At 36.3% G+C, this 16,397-nt stretch carries 16 protein-coding genes; 15 read left to right on the forward strand and 1 reads right to left on the reverse strand.

Annotated features, from left to right (window positions below):
• The first annotated feature begins 2 nt into the window (after nucleotides 1–2).
• The 15 genes from KO502_RS13125 (at nucleotide 3) to KO502_RS13195 (ending at nucleotide 14,086) form a co-directional block, all read left to right on the forward strand.
• Nucleotides 3–251, forward strand: coding sequence for an acyl carrier protein (locus tag KO502_RS13125; RefSeq protein ID WP_216023019.1), 249 nt, complete (start codon nucleotides 3–5; stop codon nucleotides 249–251).
• A gap of 2 nt (nucleotides 252–253) precedes the next feature.
• Nucleotides 254–814, forward strand: a complete 561-nt coding sequence (locus KO502_RS13130; protein WP_216023020.1) for a hypothetical protein — start codon at nucleotides 254–256, stop codon at nucleotides 812–814.
• Entirely contained in the window at nucleotides 789–2,132 is a 1,344-nt protein-coding gene (locus KO502_RS13135; protein ID WP_216023021.1) for an AMP-binding protein, read from the forward strand. Before KO502_RS13130 ends, KO502_RS13135 begins: the two co-directional genes overlap by 26 nt.
• Nucleotides 2,125–2,475 (forward strand): thioester dehydrase, encoded by a 351-nt coding sequence (locus tag KO502_RS13140; RefSeq protein ID WP_216023022.1) that lies wholly within the window; start codon nucleotides 2,125–2,127, stop codon nucleotides 2,473–2,475. The genes KO502_RS13135 and KO502_RS13140 overlap by 8 nt, the downstream gene beginning before the upstream one ends.
• A complete protein-coding gene (locus KO502_RS13145) occupies nucleotides 2,475–3,221 on the forward strand; it encodes a glycosyltransferase family 2 protein (RefSeq protein ID WP_216023023.1) in 747 nt (248 codons plus the stop codon). Before KO502_RS13140 ends, KO502_RS13145 begins: the two co-directional genes overlap by 1 nt.
• A 5-nt stretch (nucleotides 3,222–3,226) precedes the next feature.
• Entirely contained in the window at nucleotides 3,227–4,168 is a 942-nt protein-coding gene (locus tag KO502_RS13150; RefSeq protein WP_216023024.1) for a family 2 glycosyl transferase, read from the forward strand.
• A gap of 103 nt (nucleotides 4,169–4,271) precedes the next feature.
• Entirely contained in the window at nucleotides 4,272–5,828 is a 1,557-nt protein-coding gene (locus KO502_RS13155) for an aromatic amino acid ammonia-lyase (RefSeq protein ID WP_216023025.1), read from the forward strand.
• On the forward strand, nucleotides 5,815–6,279 hold the full coding sequence (locus KO502_RS13160; protein ID WP_216023026.1) for a thioesterase family protein: 465 nt from the start codon (nucleotides 5,815–5,817) through the stop codon (nucleotides 6,277–6,279). The genes KO502_RS13155 and KO502_RS13160 overlap by 14 nt, the downstream gene beginning before the upstream one ends.
• Before the next feature lie 68 nt (nucleotides 6,280–6,347).
• Nucleotides 6,348–6,998: a hypothetical protein gene (locus KO502_RS13165; RefSeq protein WP_216023027.1), complete on the forward strand. Its 651-nt coding sequence runs from the start codon at nucleotides 6,348–6,350 to the stop codon at nucleotides 6,996–6,998.
• The gene (locus KO502_RS13170) at nucleotides 6,979–9,309 is read left to right on the forward strand and encodes a hypothetical protein (RefSeq protein WP_216023028.1); all 2,331 of its coding nucleotides are present in this window, start codon (nucleotides 6,979–6,981) and stop codon (nucleotides 9,307–9,309) included. Before KO502_RS13165 ends, KO502_RS13170 begins: the two co-directional genes overlap by 20 nt.
• Nucleotides 9,296–10,546: an NAD(P)/FAD-dependent oxidoreductase gene (locus tag KO502_RS13175; protein WP_216023029.1), complete on the forward strand. Its 1,251-nt coding sequence runs from the start codon at nucleotides 9,296–9,298 to the stop codon at nucleotides 10,544–10,546. Before KO502_RS13170 ends, KO502_RS13175 begins: the two co-directional genes overlap by 14 nt.
• Before the next feature lie 44 nt (nucleotides 10,547–10,590).
• On the forward strand, nucleotides 10,591–11,109 hold the full coding sequence (locus KO502_RS13180; protein WP_216023030.1) for a DUF3261 domain-containing protein: 519 nt from the start codon (nucleotides 10,591–10,593) through the stop codon (nucleotides 11,107–11,109).
• Nucleotides 11,102–12,292, forward strand: a complete 1,191-nt coding sequence (locus KO502_RS13185) for a beta-ketoacyl-[acyl-carrier-protein] synthase family protein (RefSeq protein WP_216023031.1) — start codon at nucleotides 11,102–11,104, stop codon at nucleotides 12,290–12,292. Before KO502_RS13180 ends, KO502_RS13185 begins: the two co-directional genes overlap by 8 nt.
• Before the next feature lie 23 nt (nucleotides 12,293–12,315).
• Nucleotides 12,316–12,792: a hotdog family protein gene (locus tag KO502_RS13190; RefSeq protein ID WP_252730760.1), complete on the forward strand. Its 477-nt coding sequence runs from the start codon at nucleotides 12,316–12,318 to the stop codon at nucleotides 12,790–12,792.
• A gap of 67 nt (nucleotides 12,793–12,859) precedes the next feature.
• Nucleotides 12,860–14,086, forward strand: coding sequence for a beta-ketoacyl-ACP synthase (locus tag KO502_RS13195; protein ID WP_216023032.1), 1,227 nt, complete (start codon nucleotides 12,860–12,862; stop codon nucleotides 14,084–14,086).
• A gap of 222 nt (nucleotides 14,087–14,308) precedes the next feature.
• Here the strand turns inward: KO502_RS13195 and KO502_RS13200 are convergent, their stop codons facing one another.
• The gene (locus tag KO502_RS13200) at nucleotides 14,309–16,309 is read right to left on the reverse strand and encodes an NADPH-dependent 2,4-dienoyl-CoA reductase (protein WP_216023033.1); all 2,001 of its coding nucleotides are present in this window, start codon (nucleotides 16,307–16,309) and stop codon (nucleotides 14,309–14,311) included.
• Nucleotides 16,310–16,397: the final 88 nt, after the last annotated feature.

Consider the following 16,397-nt stretch of genomic DNA (forward strand, 5'->3'; position numbering starts at 1 on the left):
ACATGAAAGATAGAAACGATATTTACAAAATGGTAAATGACATTTTGGTAACTATGTTTGAAATTGATGAAGACGATATTTCAATGGATGCACACTTATATGAAGATATGGATCTTGATAGTATCGATGCTGTAGATTTAGTCGTAAAGTTACGCGAAATTACAGGCAAAAAAATAGATCCTGAAGACTTTAAACAGGTAAGAACAGTAAAAGACGTCGTAGACGCCGTTGAAAAAATAACGAACACATAATAGTGATTAAAAATGTAGCGCTAGGACTGGTTTTTATTTTATACCCATTTATTATTTTTTTTGGGTTGAAATGGATAGAACCATCAGTACTTGCGCTAATTTTAGTTAGTTTAACATTACTCAGAATTTATGTTTCAAAAAATAAGAAAGCTATACCATTAGTTAAAGTAGTCGGTATTAATGCTGTTTTACTGCTTAGCTTAAATATATTTGTTAATTCAACAATCTTACTTAAGTTATACCCAGTCATCATTAACTTTAGTTTTTTAAGTGTTTTTATATATTCTATTTTCAACCCTCCTGCAGTTATAACGCTTATTGCCAGTAGCCAAGAAAAACTCACTGAAAATGCTGTTCATTACACTAGAAAAGTAACTTTAGTTTGGTGTGTTTTTTTTATGGTAAACGGACTGATTGCATTATGGACAGTATTTCAAAGTGATGAATATTGGACTGTGTACAATGGCATTATCTCTTATATTTTAATGGGGTTGCTATTTACGTGCGAATGGTTAGTTAGACGAAATTTCAAGAAAAATGATCAATCAAATTACATTACCTAATTCAAAGACCTTTTTTGTTGAGCAAAACACCAGCTTTGCTCAATGGCTAAGTTCAGTAAATTTCCATCGAAATCGCTTTATTAATACCTCAGGTAATACTTGGTTATTATACAGTGACGATGCTTATCAGTTTTCAGTATTGTTTTTTAGCTTATTAGCCGCTAATAAAACAATAATCCTTCCTCAAAACGGTACCACCAATCAATTACAATTATGTATGCAATCTGCTGATGGCTTTGCTGGTACTGCAGATATAAATGCTACTAACATTGTTGAATTTTGCACTCAAGGAAGTTTGCCTGTAACAGCCCCCTTAACAATAAACCCTAGCACCGACATTACCCTGTATACTTCAGGTTCAACCGGTGAAGCAAAAGCAATAAATAAAACGTTCCAACATTTATTAACCGAAGTTACCCAACTGGAAAACTGTTTTGGTGCTAAATTAGGTAATTCAACCATACTTTCCACGGTATCTCATCAACATATTTATGGGCTTTTAGTAAAGTTAATTTGGCCCATTTGGTTTGGTCGTGATGTTATTTTACAACCTTATGAATATCCAGAGCACTTATGCCATGATTTAGCTAAATATCAGTTAAATAAAATCGCCTTGGTGAGCAGCCCCGCACATTACCATCGATTAGTTAAAGATAACGTGTATTGCGATATTGCTGAAAATATCTGTGCTTTATTTTCTTCTGGCGGACCATTAAGTGAAGAGGCAAGCAAACAGCTCACGACTCAATTAAAACAAAGTCCTATTGAAATTTATGGCAGCACAGAAACAGGTGGTATTGCATGGCGACAAAGGTCACCAATAAACAGTAACCATTGGCAGCCGTTTAGCGACATTGAACTGTCGACACAGGAAGATACCCAGTGCTTAATGTTAAAGTCTCCTTATTTTGATCATGATGGTTGGTATACTACAGATGATCAGATAAAAATTGATATTGATGGTAGCTTCGAATTATTAGGCCGCGTTGATCGTATTATTAAAATAGAAGAAAAGAGAGTTTCTCTTGACCACGTACAGCAATGTTTAAAAGCTCTCGACTTTATCGACGATGCCCTTTGTTTAACACAATTAAATAAACGTGGTTTACAAATAGTCGCCGCTATCGTGTTAACAGAAGAAGCAAAAGCTGAATTACTTAATAGTAGAAACCTCGTCTTTAACCGTAAAATAAAAGCGCAGTTAACACACTCATTAGAAGTAGTAGCAATACCAAAAAAATTTCGTTATTTGCCCTCTTTACCTTATAATTCGTCTGGAAAATTAAATAAATTAGCGATGGAGAAGCTTTTTGAATAACGACGCTACACTACCTGAAGTAAATTATATTGAAAAAAATGAAGACACGGTAACTTTATCGTTAACCATTTCTGAAGATATTAAGTATTTCACAGGTCACTTTCCTGATGCACCACTTTTAGCCGGTGTAGTACAGGTTCACTGGGTTTTATACTACATTAATCAACACTTTAATATGCAAGTAAGTGATTATAAAACGATTGACGCACTTAAATTCCAAGTTATTATTGCTCCTAATAGTCAGGTAAACCTTTGCCTTAAAAAAATCACTGATAGTAAGTTTAGCTTTAGCTATAATTCAGACCATGGCAGCCATTCTTCTGGCAGAGTTGTTTATCAATAATGAAATATTGTTTTGTTATCCCTTGTTATAATCATGATTTGGTTATTCGCGAAACGGTTTTAGCCTTAACACAGCACCCCTTTCCTATTATTATTGTTAATGATGGCAGCCAGGCATCAACCAAAAAAATACTAGAGCTTATTGAACAAGAGTTTGATCAAGTTCAATTAATTCATAGAGCGGAAAATGGTGGTAAAGGTGCTGCTATGCAAACGGGGCTCACAGCGGCTATAGATAACGGTATGACCCACGCTTTACAAATAGATGCCGACGGACAACACGATTTAACTGACTTACAAGCTTTTTTGTTAGAAGCAAAGCAGCACCCTAAAGCATTAATCAGTGGTCAACCGGTTTATGATGATACCATTTCTAAAGGTCGCTTCTATGGCCGTTATATCACCCATTTTTGGGTTGCACTTGAAACCTTATCTTTTAAAGTTATTGATACCATGTGCGGTTACCGTGTTTATCCTCTCGCTGAATATCAAAAGCTGATCAGTAGCCAGCGCTTAGGTATGCGCATGGATTTTGATATAGAGGTAATGGTTAAGCTGATCTGGCAAGGTGTCGAAGTACGTTTTGTTGATACTAAAGTGCATTACCCTGAGTTTGGTATATCACACTTTCATGCATTTAAAGACAATGTATTAATTACTAAAATGCACACTCGTTTATTTTTCGGCATGCTCTGGCATTCACCGAAAATTATATATCGAAAGTTATTTTCAAGAAGAAATAGATAAAATTTATGAGCACTAAAGAAGACTTACATTGGTCTAAATTTAAAGAACGAGGTTCAATTCTCGGTATTGAAATACTCGTATTTATCCATAAATACCTCGGTAACTGGGTATTTAAAGTGATCCTTTTCCCGGTAATGATATATTTTTATCTTACAGGAAGTATTGCGCGCCAAAGTATTCATCATTATTTAGATAACCTTCATAAACAAAACAATATCACTCTTTCTAAAAGCCAGCGCTTTAAAGAAGGCTTTAAAGTCTTTTATAATTTTGGCTTAGCGATAGTTGATAAATTTGATGCTTGGTTAGGTAAAGTAAATATTGATGATATCGACATTGTTAATGACGGAGCTTATCAATCTCTCCTTAACGCTAATGGTGCGGTAATTTTTAGTGCGCATTTAGGTAATATGGAAGTTTGTCGTGCTATTTTCAGCTCGGGTGAGCATAAGCGCAAACTCAACGTCATTACCTACAATGAGCACACGCCTTCTTTTAATAACTTTCTCAAAAAAGTTAACAAAGATGCTGCAATAAACTTTATTCATATTAATAATTTTGGCCCTGCTGATTCAATTCAATTAAAACAAAAAATAGAAGACGGTGAAGCCATTGTCATTTTTGCAGACAGAACTTCAGTGAATAACCCTGACAGTGTTTATCAAGTACCCTTTTTGGGAGAAGATGCTCCTTTTGCCAAAGGGCCTTTTGCACTTGCGACTATTATGGAATGTCCGGTATTTTTAATGTTCTGCGTTAAAGAACAAGGTAGATTTAAAGCCTGTATTGAAGAATTTGCACAACCGCAAAAAGTAAAACGTAAAGAACGAACTGAATACTTTACTGGTCTTGCTGTAAGGTATGCTCAACGATTAGAATATTATTGTCAAAAGTCTCCATATCAATGGTTTAACTTTTTTAGTTTTTGGCATAACACCAAAAAATAATAACCAAATAATATCTAGAAATAGAACCTAATAAATAATAATCATTTTATTAAAATATATAATATTAGAATGTATAGTTAAAACAGCTTTGGAGAGAAGATAAGTGAGCCCCCTTAAAAATAAAAAAGTTTTATTTGGTGAAGGTAATTTAACCATTGAAGATATTGTAAATGTATCTAAATCAAATGATCCTATTGCTTTATCTGAAGCAGAAGACTTTAAACTTCGTATTGACTCTGGTGTAAAATTTTTAGACAAGATATTAAGAGAAGAAGGTCACATCTACGGCGTAACAACCGGTTATGGCGATTCAGTAACATTCGAAGTACCAACCGAACTTATTGATGAGTTGCCTATGCACCTCACTCGTTTTCACGGTTGTGGTTTAGGGGATTTCTTCACACCAGAGCAATCTCGCGCTATTTTAGCAACACGCTTAACATCTTTAACTCGCGGTTATTCAGGGGTTAGTTGGAACTTATTAGACTTATTAGTTGAATTACTTAACCGTAATATTTTACCTGTTATCCCTCAGGAAGGCTCTGTAGGTGCTAGTGGTGATTTAACTCCACTATCTTACATTGCAGGTACTCTAATAGGCGAACGCGATACTTACTATAAAGGTGAAGTAGTTGTTGCCGCTAAAGCATTTGAGCAAGAAGGATTATCGCCAATTAAGCTTCGTCCTAAAGAAGGCTTAGCTATTATGAATGGCACAGCGGTAATGACAGCTTTAGCTTGTACCGCATATAAACGCGCTGAATACGCAAGCAAATTAATGGCAAGAATTACCGCTTTATCGAGTTTGGCATTAAAAGGAAACAGTAACCATTTTGACGATATATTGTTTAGTGTTAAACCACACCCTGGTCAAAACCGCATAGCAAAATGGATCCAAAGTGATCTTAATCACCATGAACATCCTAGACACTCTCATCGTTTACAAGACAGATATTCAATTCGTTGTGCGCCGCATGTAATTGGCGTGCTCGCTGATAGCTTACCTTGGCTAAGAAGCATGATAGAAAATGAATTAAACAGCGCTAACGATAACCCTATAATTGATGGTATTGGTGAGCATATTCTTCATGGCGGTCATTTTTACGGTGGTCACATTGCTATGGCAATGGATTCAATGAAAAACTGTGTTGCTAACTTAGCTGATTTAGCTGATAGACAAATAGCCACATTAGTCGATATTAAAATGAACAATGGTTTACCACCTAATTTAACCGCATCAACCGGTGAAAGAAGACACATTAACCATGGCTTTAAAGCAATACAAATAGGTTGCTCTGCGTGGACTGCTGAAGCATTAAAGTTAACTATGCCTGCAAGTGTTTTTTCGCGTTCAACAGAATGTCATAACCAAGACAAGGTTAGCATGGGGACTATTGCTGCAAGAGACTGTTTAAGAATATTACAATTAACTGAACAAGTATTAGCCGCAACACTACTTGCTGCAGTACAAGGTATTCGTATTAGACTTATCAATAATGAAATTAGTCAAGATTCATTAACCGACGATGTTCAAGTAATGATTAATGACGTATCAAGCTTTTTTGAATTACTAGAAGAAGATCGCCCTACCGATACAATATTACGTCAAACTATTGAATACATTCAGCAAGAACGTTGGACTCTCTATGAGGAATGTTAAAGGCTTTTTAACCATTGCTCATGAAATTGATGTGCAATTTTATGATGTTGATGCCATGCGTGTTGTATGGCATGGCAACTATGTTAAATACATTGAAGATGCCCGTTGTCAGTTATTACGCAAGTTTAATTATGACTATAACGACATGGAAGACTCTGGTTACCTGTGGCCGATTGTCGATATGCGACTTAAATATGTAAAATCAGCTGCATTTACGGACAAAATTCGTGTGGAGGCAACACTGGTTGAGTACGAAACACGATTAAAGATTTCTTATCGAATATTCAATGCAAAAACTAATGAAACGTTAACAAAGGCCTACACTGTGCAAGTTGCCGTTTCTATTGAAAGCAATGAAATGCAGTTTGAGTCACCTGAAATATTACTCAAAAAATTAGCACCTTTATTAGCAGAAAAAGCAGCTGAAAAAACAGCTGACAAAAATAATTAACAATGAAGATAATAGCCGCTTTAATCTTAGTTTTTTTCTCTACGTCAGCTACTCAGGTGTATGCTGACGTGTCTGATAAAAGCGGTATTGGTGAGCAAGAAACTAATCAATTGAGTGTTAAAACAACGGGTATTAATGCTAGTAGTGCTAATAAAAAGGACACTAACCTAACAACTGCTCAAAGTAATCAAAGCTTAGAAACGTTTTTAACGCTACTTAAAATAGAACAAGGTACCGCACACTTCACCCAAAAAAAGCACTTTACCTTTCTTAATAAACCTATTGTTTCAAAGGGGGTTTTAAAGGTTTATCAAACTCGCGTCATTTGGCAAGTTAACAGCCCAGTTTTTTCTAAATTACTTATCATTGACAATCAAGTTTTACAGTTAGTGACTGCAAATGACAAGAACACTCCAGAGCAATATCAAGAAGTAGCCAGTCACTCTAGTATCGAAGCTTTAATTCGCGCAGTTTTTACTGGAGAAATAAATAGCACTCAATGGAACATTGCCTTTGATGAGCAACAATGTCTGCAGTTAGCGCCTAAAGATTTAGTTTTATCACAAGCAATTAAAGGCATTAACGTCTGTGTGCCAAGTAATCCTAAACAGCGATTTATAACACTTGAAGATGCACAAAATAACTTAACTGACATTGAACTAAATATAATAACTAATCAACTTTCAGATGAAGATATTCGTGAATTTAACAGCAATTAATAAGCTCTACCTTTGGCTAATACAGTTCGCATTACTGGCATTGATTTTAGTGTTAGTAGTCATGGAAAAACCGATTTCATTTAACAGTAACCTTACCTCGTTATTCACTGCAAAACATGACAATCAGTGGCAATCAATACAAACAAAAATAGAATCAAACATTAACAATAGTCTGCTCTATCTAGTAGGGCACAAACAACAAAGCCAAGCCATTGAAGCAACCAATGAACTGGTTCAGCAGTTAAAGAAAATAAAGGGTATTGCAACGGTATCAGCTCAATTAAAAAACATTCCTAATCAAGACAGTATGATTAATAGTTACACTGGTTTCGAGCAACAGCTGTTAACATCAAATTACCGAGACCACTTAACTAACGAACAAAACAATATTTTTGATTTACAGTTTCAATTATTAAATCAACTAGGTGATTCATTAGTCGCTAAAACTATTGATAAAGACCCTACCCTCGCATTTGCTAGTTTTTTAAATAGATCGCCTCTCCCTTCCAATAAATTAACTATCACTGCAGATGGTTACTTAACATTACACTATCAAAACATGCACTACATGTTAGTGACGATGAAAACAACAGATGGGGCATTTAACCTTAATACGGCAAAAAGCATAGTAGTGCAGCTTAACCAGTTACCTAAAATATCCGGTGTCGATTATGTTCGCTCAGGCGCTTTATTTTATAGTTATGAGGCAAGCGAGCAGGCAAAAAATGAAATGCAATGGCTAGGTGGTTTGTCAATTATAGCGACACTCTTATTAATTTATTTTGCCTACCGTCGCATGGTTACCGTTATATGTACTGTTTTTTTAATCGTTATCAGCATTGCTTATGGCTTCTTAGGATTAAATTTACTTTTTGATGAAGTGAATATTTTATCGATTGTTTTTGCTATTACTTTAATAGGTATTGCTGCAGATTATAGCTTCCATAGTTTGACCGAACTACAAAAGATACTGCCTAGTAACCTTAATCCATTAACAAATATTAGCTCATCCTTAGTACTCACCTTTTTAACAACGGCGCTAGGCTATTTATTATTGATTATTGTGCCTATTGTTATTTTTAAACAAATAGCTGTTTTCACTATTTTTGGTTTACTTGGCGCTCTGCTTACCGTGTTATTGGTATTTCCTTACCTACACCAAAAAGTGAATTTTCAAAGTAATAACTCCCGTACTCTAGACAATAATTCGTGGTTTAACCTGATTAATAAAATTCATAAAAAAATGCTTAAACATTGGAAGGCCCAAACCTATTTTTTGATTTTATTATTCGCCACATCTATCACAGTGTTAACTCAAATCCCCTTTTCAGATAATGCTAAATCATTCTATCAAGTAGCACCGCATTTAGTAGAAAATGAAAATAAAGTGAAAACAATGCTCGGACAAAAACTTGATAATCAGTACTTATTATTACAAGCAGATACCCCGCAAAAACTACTTGAAAGCGAAGAAACAGCGATAGCATTACTTAATAAGATGCAATTAAATAATGTATTTAGTAGCTACCAAGCTGTTGCGAGCTGGATCCCCTCAGTTAAACAGCAGCAATATAACAACCAATTATTACTTAACTCTTATACTCAAGGTGCATTTGATTCGTTAAAAGAAATGTTAGGGGTAAATCATCTTGATGTTGACTCAGCAAAAGAATACTTATTACCCGAACCTTGGTTTGACAGCCCTATTGGTCAAATATTTAAAAACCTTTGGCTTAAAAGTGATAGTAAATATTATTCTATTATTCGCTTTTCAGGCATAAAAGATGTTAATCAATTAACACTTGAGTTAAACGTTATTGACAATAGTATTTTCATTGATAAATTAGCCGATACAGAAAAAGAGCTCGCCACTTTTAGGCTTGTACTCGCTATTATATTTATTGCAGCGTGTTTTGCTGGGCTTATTGTATTTACCCTTCGTTATGGGCTAAAAAAAGCAAGCTTTGGTGTAGCGGTGCCTGCTAGTGCTTTTGCTATGGCGTTAGCATTAAGTGGGGTTATTCAAGGAGACATAACCTTATTTAACCTAGCCGCAGGCTTAGTTATTTTAGCATTAGGACTTGATTACTCAATATTTTACGCTGAGCATGGTTTTTCAACATCAATTACTAAAACCACATTAATGTCGGCATTAAGTTCTATTTTTGTCTTTGCCGTATTAAGTTTTAGCTCAACCCCCGCTATCGCAAGTTTTGGAAAAACCGTATTTTTGGGCATTGTTATTACTTTTATATTTGCCCCAATAATCACTAAAATCTTAGGAAAGAGAGACCAATATGCCAGTAAATGAGAAGTTTGATGTAATTATTATAGGTGCCGGCCCTTCGGGCGCAATAGCCGCCAGCATACTTGTTCAAAAAGGTTGGAAAGTACTTGTTATTGAAAGAGAACAATTCCCTCGCTTTTCTATTGGTGAAAGCTTATTACCTCAATGTATGGCGTTTATTGAAGAAGCCGATATGTTAGATGTCGTGCAATCGCAAGCTGAAGCCTTAGGCTTTCAATACAAAAACGGTGCAGCTTTTTATCGCAATGGTGAACACTCAAACTTTGATTTTACCAAAAAATTTAGTGACGGTGCAGGTACTACTTTCCAAGTAAAGCGCGCTAACTTTGATAAAGTGCTTGCCGACAGAGCTGATGAAATCGGTGCCGACATTCGTTATAAACATACCGTTAACGCAGTAGACTTCAAAGATGATTCAGCTGTTGTTTCAGTGACTAATGAGCAAGAATCTCTTCAGTTTGAAGCTAAATTTATACTTGATGCCAGTGGTTATGGCCGTGTTCTTCCGCGTTTATTATCTTTAGAGTTACCGAGTACACTTTCTGATAGGCGTGCCGTTTTTTGTCATTTTGAGGATGGCATAATCGATGAGCACTACGATAGAGATAAAATATTAATTACCGTACATCCAGAAAAAAATGATATCTGGTATTGGTTAATCCCTTTTTCAGATGGCACGGTAAGTTTTGGGGTTGTGGGTGATGTTAAATATTTTGACTCTACTCAAACAGACGAAGCCGTCTTTGATAGCTTTTTAGCGCAAGAGCCTTATTTGGCTGAGTTACTTAAACAAGCAAAAAAAATCACTCCAGTAAGATCGTTACAAGGTTACTCTTCAGATGTAACCAAATTATATGGTGATCGCTTTGCGTTATTGGGTAATGCCGGTGAATTTTTAGATCCAGTCTTTTCATCTGGCGTTACTATTGCCATGTATTCATCTTCATTAGCAGCCAACCTTCTTGATAAACAACTTTCAGGTGACGATGTCTCGTGGCAAACTGATTATGCTGATAATTTAAAAGCCGGTGTAGAAGTGTTCAAGCATTTTGTGATGTCTTGGTATGACACCGAATTACAAAATGTTATTTTTTTCCAAAAAGATGACAATGATGTTAAATCAATGATTTGCTCTATTTTAGCTGGCTATGCATGGGATAAAGAAAACCCTTATGTGAGTAAAACAGAGCGTCGACTCAATGCATTAGTCGATATTTGCCGACAAGGTAACGACGGTTAGTGAGCTACTTTAATAAGCTACACAAAAGGCTGCTACTTATATCCTTGTCTTTGCTTATTAGTGCTTGTTCATTAATAAAAAATGACCAAGCTGTGACGGACTTTTATCAGTTGCAGCCACTACCCTATGCATTAAAGAATAAAACCTATTTAGAGTCGTTAACATTTGAACAAAAAGATAAGCGCACTTTATTAACGCAGATAGAAACCCAAGAGCATACATTAAGTCTTGGCGCTATGACCTATAGCGGTTTACCTATTATGCAAGCAAAATGGGAAAGTAATAAAGGGCTGATTGGTTTTTCAAGCGCCGTATTTGATGAAAGCATGGTCTTACGCATCATAAGAGATATACAACTAATAAAATGGCCAGATAGTGATGTTAGTAACGGCCTTTTAGCTGGTTATCAAGTAACAACCACGCAAAAAAATAGCGTTGAGGGAGTAAGAGAAATAACACAACTAGGTGAGACAGTTATCTCTATTACTTACACAAAACAAAAAATCGTATTAAGCAATATTACCGAACAGTACCAATTAACGATCGAGCAAGTTAATGAATAAAAAAAATCCCCCTGAAATATATATAAGTGACTTTGCCTTAGTCAATCCACTTGGTTGTAACTTAACCGAAATCAAAACTAATATGCTACAAGGTACCCGTAGTGGGTTAACTGAAAATAACATTCTTCCTAATGAAGGCAGCTTATTTATTGGTGCGGTACAAGGTGAATTACCAAACCTATCAGGCAAAGCTCAACACTTCAATACTCGTAATAATCAGTTAGCTAAACTTGCTTTAGCGTCTCTTCAAGATGAAGTAAATGATTTAAAGCAGGCTGTATCCTCTGACAGGATCGGCGTAATTGTCGGTACAAGTACTTCAGGTATTTACGAAGGTGAGAATGCAGTAAAAGCTGAATTAAGTACTGGAGCATTGCCTGAAGATTATGATTATCGTATGCAAGAGATGTTCAACTTAGCTGAGTTTATTGCTGACGAACTTGAGATTCAAGGCCCTGCTTTTACTATTTCAACCGCTTGCTCTTCAAGCGCTAAAGCATTTATAACTGCTAAAGAGCTTATATTATCGGGTGTGATAGATGCTGCGATTGTTGGCGGCGTTGATGCTTTATGCGGCATGACTGTTAATGGTTTTTCTGCGCTTGACTCTACCTCAAGTAACCTATGTCAGCCTTCAAGTATCAATAGAGATGGAATCAACTTAGGTGAAGCCGCTGCTTTATGTGTTTTACGAACTGACAAAGGTAACATCAAACTCTTAGGTTGCGGCGAATCAAGTGATGCACATCATATGTCGGCACCCCATCCCGAAGGTGAAGGTGCTATAACAACAATGCAACAAGCATTAACAACCGCCGGCATTCTTGCTAGCGACGTTGATTATATTAATTTACATGGTACGGCCACAATTAAAAATGATGCGATGGAATCAATCGCGGTGCATAAAGTCTTTGGTAATGATACACCATGTAGCTCTGTTAAAGGGATGATAGGTCACACGTTGGGTGCAGCTGGTGCAACTGAAATTGGTTTGTGCTGGTTAATGATGCAAGATAACAACCAAATACTGATCCCACATTGTTGGGATAACATAAAAGATGACTCTTTAGCACAAATAGCCCTTACCCACACAGGACAAAAAAGTAAAAATCCGATAAAATATTGCCTTTCTAATTCATTCGCGTTTGGTGGTAATAACGTCAGTATAATCATCGGATTTTAGTATGAAACAGTGGATATGAAAAAATGAATATGACCAAAACTAGCAATAAAGACTTTACTATAGAACAACTACTTCCACATCGAGCCCCTATGATATTGCTCGACTCACTGGAAAGTTTTTGTGAAAATACGGCAACCTGCTCTCACCTAATTACCGAGCAAAGTCTACTTTTTGACTCAAATTTACAAGGTGTTCCTAGTTACGTAGGCATAGAGTATATGGCACAAAGTATCGCCGCTTATGCAAATGCTAACGAATTAGTGAATAATCGTTCTGTGCAAATCGGCTTTTTAGTCAGTAGTCGAAAATTTAAGTGTGATTACTCTGTATTTCCCCTTGGTATGGCGTTAACGATAAACGTAAAGAAACTTTATAAAGATGAGTCTGGTTTAAGTGCCTTTGACTGCGAGATATACAATAATGATACAGAAATCGCCTCGGCGAGGATCAATGTATTTCAACCTGAAAACCCAAGCCAATTTTTAGCTGAGCAGCTATAATGGCATGTGTATTAAAGTAGCACTTTTAAAGTGTTAACATTAATTTTATAAGAGGCGTATTGTAAACATGAGACGTGTTGTTGTTACAGGAATGTCAGCTATAACAGCTTTAGGGCATAACTGGCTAGATTTTGAAAAAAACTTACGCCAAAAACAAAATGCTGTTCGAATTGATGAAAAATTCAAAAGTATAGATGGGCTAAACACTCAACTATCTGCACCTATTTTAGACTTTGTTAAACCTGAACATTATAAACGTAAACAAATTCGTTCAATGGGTAGAGTTTCGTTAATGGCAACTACTGCTACAGAAACAGCTCTTAAGGATGCTAACCTTTTAAAAGATGAATATTTTAAATCTGGTCGTATGGGTATTGCTTACGGCTCATCAATAGGCTCAACCGAGCCGATTATTGCTTTTGGTGATTTATTAAAGTCAGGTAATATGCAAGGTGTTACAGCGACCAGTTATATTAAAATGATGAGCCATACTACGGCGGTAAATATCGGTGTATTCTTCGGTATTGCAGGTCGTGTATATACAACAAGTTCTGCTTGTACATCAAGCTCACAAGCTATTGGCTACGCTTATGAAGCAATAAAATTTGGCAAGCAAGAGATAATGGTTGCAGGTGGCGGTGAAGAGCTTTGCCCAAGTGAAGTGGCCGTTTTTGATACCCTTTATGCTACTTCAACCAAAAATGATCAGCCTACACAAACTCCTCGACCTTTTGATAAAGATCGTGACGGCTTAGTTATCGGTGAAGGTGCATGTACCTTGATACTTGAAGAATATGAACATGCGGTAGCTCGCGGTGCTCACATTTATGCGGAGCTAGTTGGTTATGGCACCAACTCTGATGGTGTACATGTTACTCAACCAACCAAAGAAACCATGGCAAAAGCTATTACTGAAGCGATGGAAGATGCAGGCGTTTGCGCACAAGATATTGGTTATGTTAATGCTCATGGTACTGCAACAGATAAAGGTGATATTGCTGAAACTCAAGCAACGGCTAACGCTGTTTCTAAAAACACCCCTATTAGTTCATTAAAAAGCTATCTAGGTCATACCTTAGGTGCGTGTGGTGCAATTGAGTCTTGGGCTAGTATTTCAATGATGAATAATGGCTGGTTTTCACCAACAATCAATTTAGACAATATTGACCCTGAATGTGGTGAATTAGATTATATTACTGGTGATGGTCGTATGATTGATACCCAATATGTTATGACCAATAACTTTGCTTTTGGCGGTATTAATACGTCGTTAATATTTAAACGATTTAATTAACATATCAATTAATCTGTAAATTAAATTCGTAGTTAAAGCTTGAACTTAACTTCATACTTGACACCATAAGTAATCTTGAAGCGTATAAGTAATATTAAAATTAGTAACTTAGTAACTTAGTAACTTAATAACTTAATATTATTTATACGACGCTTACTGCAGCTCAGTTATTCAGCTAAACCTGATCCAAACTAAAATATATTATATAAATTAATCAGGCGATTAAATACGTATTGCTAACAATGCCGCTTCTTCTATCGCTTTTTGTGCATCAATACCTTTCGCAAGGTGAGCACCTCCAATGACATGACATTTTTCCGGTTCAAGTCCTTGAGAGTAAAGATCGTTCTCTACTTGTCCAGCACATAAAATAATAGTATCTACATTGAGTACACGTGGCTTTTTACGAATATTAATATGTAAACCCTGCGCATCAATCTTCTCGTAATCAACGCCCGCTAACATCGACACTTTTTTATTTTTTAAGCTTGTTCTATGGATCCAACCAGTGGTTTTTCCAAGATCAGCACCTGATTTTCTAATTTTTCGTTGTAACATAAAAACGTTACGAATAGGCTCTTCATAGCTAACAGGCTTTAACCCACCATTAGATCTCAGCTTTAAATCTATTCCCCAGTGTTCAGCAAAAGCATTAGCATCTACCGGCTTAACCGTATTAGTTATATATTCTGCAACATCAAAAGCAATACCACCTGCACCAATAATTGCTACGTTATTACCAGCCAATTTTTTGCCCGTTAATATATCACCATACGACACCACGCTCGGGTGTTCAATACCACCAATATCAGGTAAATTAGCTTTAGTACCTGTAGCAATAACCACCTCATCAAATGCAGTTAATTTTGCTGCATCTACTAGGGTATTAAGATGAACTTTTACCTTATGCTTAGCTAACTGATTTCTAAAATATCGAAGTGTTTGATAAAAGTCCTCTTTACCTGGAATTCTTTTAGCTAAATTGAATTGCCCACCAATACTATCCTCTGCTTCAAATAGCTGCACATGATGACCTCTTTGTGCGGCATATAAAGAAAAGGCCATTCCTGCAGGCCCAGCGCCTACAACAGCAATATGTTTAGGTTTGTTGGTTGGATGCAAGGCGAGCTCTTCCTCTCTCGCTGCAAATGGATTAACTAAACAAGTAGCCACTTTATTTAGAAAAATATGGTCTAAGCAAGCTTGGTTACAACCTATACAGGTGTTAATTTCTTCTGCTTTATTATTTTTTGCTTTAACAACAAAATGACTATCTGCAAGTAATGGCCTTGCCATTGAGATCATATCTGCCCAATCGTTTTCTAAAATATTTTCTGCTACTTCAGGAGTATTAATTCTGTTACTGGCAACAATAGGTAATGCTATTTCAGACTTTACATATTGACTAATGCTGGCGTATGTACCTGGAGGTACCATACTCGCAATGGTTGGTACTCTTGACTCATGCCAACCAATACCCGTGTTAATAATAGTTGCCCCTGCTAACTCCATTGCTTTAGCCAGCATAATAACTTCTTCAAGAGAGCTACCATTGTCAACTAAATCAAGCATTGATAATCTAAAAATAATGATAAAGTTTTTTCCAACACGTAAACGCGTTTGTTTAACTATTTCAACAGCAAAGCGAATTCTATTTTGGTAACTACCGCCCCACTCATCCTGTCGGTGGTTCGTTGTTTTAACAATGAATTGATTAATTAAATATCCCTCTGAGCCCATTATTTCTACACCGTCATAACCTGCATCTTGTGCAAGTACCGCTGTATTTACAAAGTCTGATATTTGTTGCTCTACCTCCACACTAGAAAGCTCTCGTGGAGTTAACGGGATAATAGGCGATTGTAACGGCGAAGGCGCTACGATTTGTTTTTGATAAGCATAGCGACCTGCATGCAAAATTTGCATACATATTTTGCCTTCCACATTATGGACCGCTTGTGTTATCAGTTGGTGATCTTTTACATCGTTACTGCTTGTCATTAACGCTCTATTCGGCGCTAATTTCCCTTCAACATTGGGTGATATACCCCCGGTCACAATTAAGCCGACACCGCCTTCTGCTCTTAGCGCATAAAAAGAAGCTAAACGCTTAAAACCATTTTTCGCCTCTTCAAGGTTGGTGTGCATAGATCCCATTAACACTCGGTTTTTTAATTGAGTGAAGCCAAGATCTAAAGGGGTTAACAGTCGAGGATAATACATATAATAAATCAGTAAACGATACTTAAAAATAAAAGGGGTATTTTATCAGGTGTATACTGACTAGCAATAACGAGATTGAGTTTTATTC

The sequence above is a fragment of the Colwellia sp. E2M01 genome (assembly GCF_018860585.1).
Classification (GTDB): Bacteria; Pseudomonadota; Gammaproteobacteria; order Enterobacterales; family Alteromonadaceae; genus Colwellia.

What these genes read in the sequence shown, in the direction of transcription:
- KO502_RS13190 (WP_252730760.1), top strand. Translation starts at nt 12,316, where the DNA reads ATGAATATGACCAAAACTAGCAATAAAGACTTTACTATAGAACAACTA.
- KO502_RS13200 (WP_216023033.1), bottom strand. Translation starts at nt 16,309, where the DNA reads ATGTATTATCCTCGACTGTTAACCCCTTTAGATCTTGGCTTCACTCAA.
- KO502_RS13195 (WP_216023032.1), top strand. Translation starts at nt 12,860, where the DNA reads ATGAGACGTGTTGTTGTTACAGGAATGTCAGCTATAACAGCTTTAGGG.
- KO502_RS13125 (WP_216023019.1), top strand. Translation starts at nt 3, where the DNA reads ATGAAAGATAGAAACGATATTTACAAAATGGTAAATGACATTTTGGTA.
- KO502_RS13175 (WP_216023029.1), top strand. Translation starts at nt 9,296, where the DNA reads ATGCCAGTAAATGAGAAGTTTGATGTAATTATTATAGGTGCCGGCCCT.
- KO502_RS13150 (WP_216023024.1), top strand. Translation starts at nt 3,227, where the DNA reads ATGAGCACTAAAGAAGACTTACATTGGTCTAAATTTAAAGAACGAGGT.
- KO502_RS13160 (WP_216023026.1), top strand. Translation starts at nt 5,815, where the DNA reads ATGAGGAATGTTAAAGGCTTTTTAACCATTGCTCATGAAATTGATGTG.
- KO502_RS13135 (WP_216023021.1), top strand. Translation starts at nt 789, where the DNA reads ATGATCAATCAAATTACATTACCTAATTCAAAGACCTTTTTTGTTGAG.
- KO502_RS13185 (WP_216023031.1), top strand. Translation starts at nt 11,102, where the DNA reads ATGAATAAAAAAAATCCCCCTGAAATATATATAAGTGACTTTGCCTTA.
- KO502_RS13145 (WP_216023023.1), top strand. Translation starts at nt 2,475, where the DNA reads ATGAAATATTGTTTTGTTATCCCTTGTTATAATCATGATTTGGTTATT.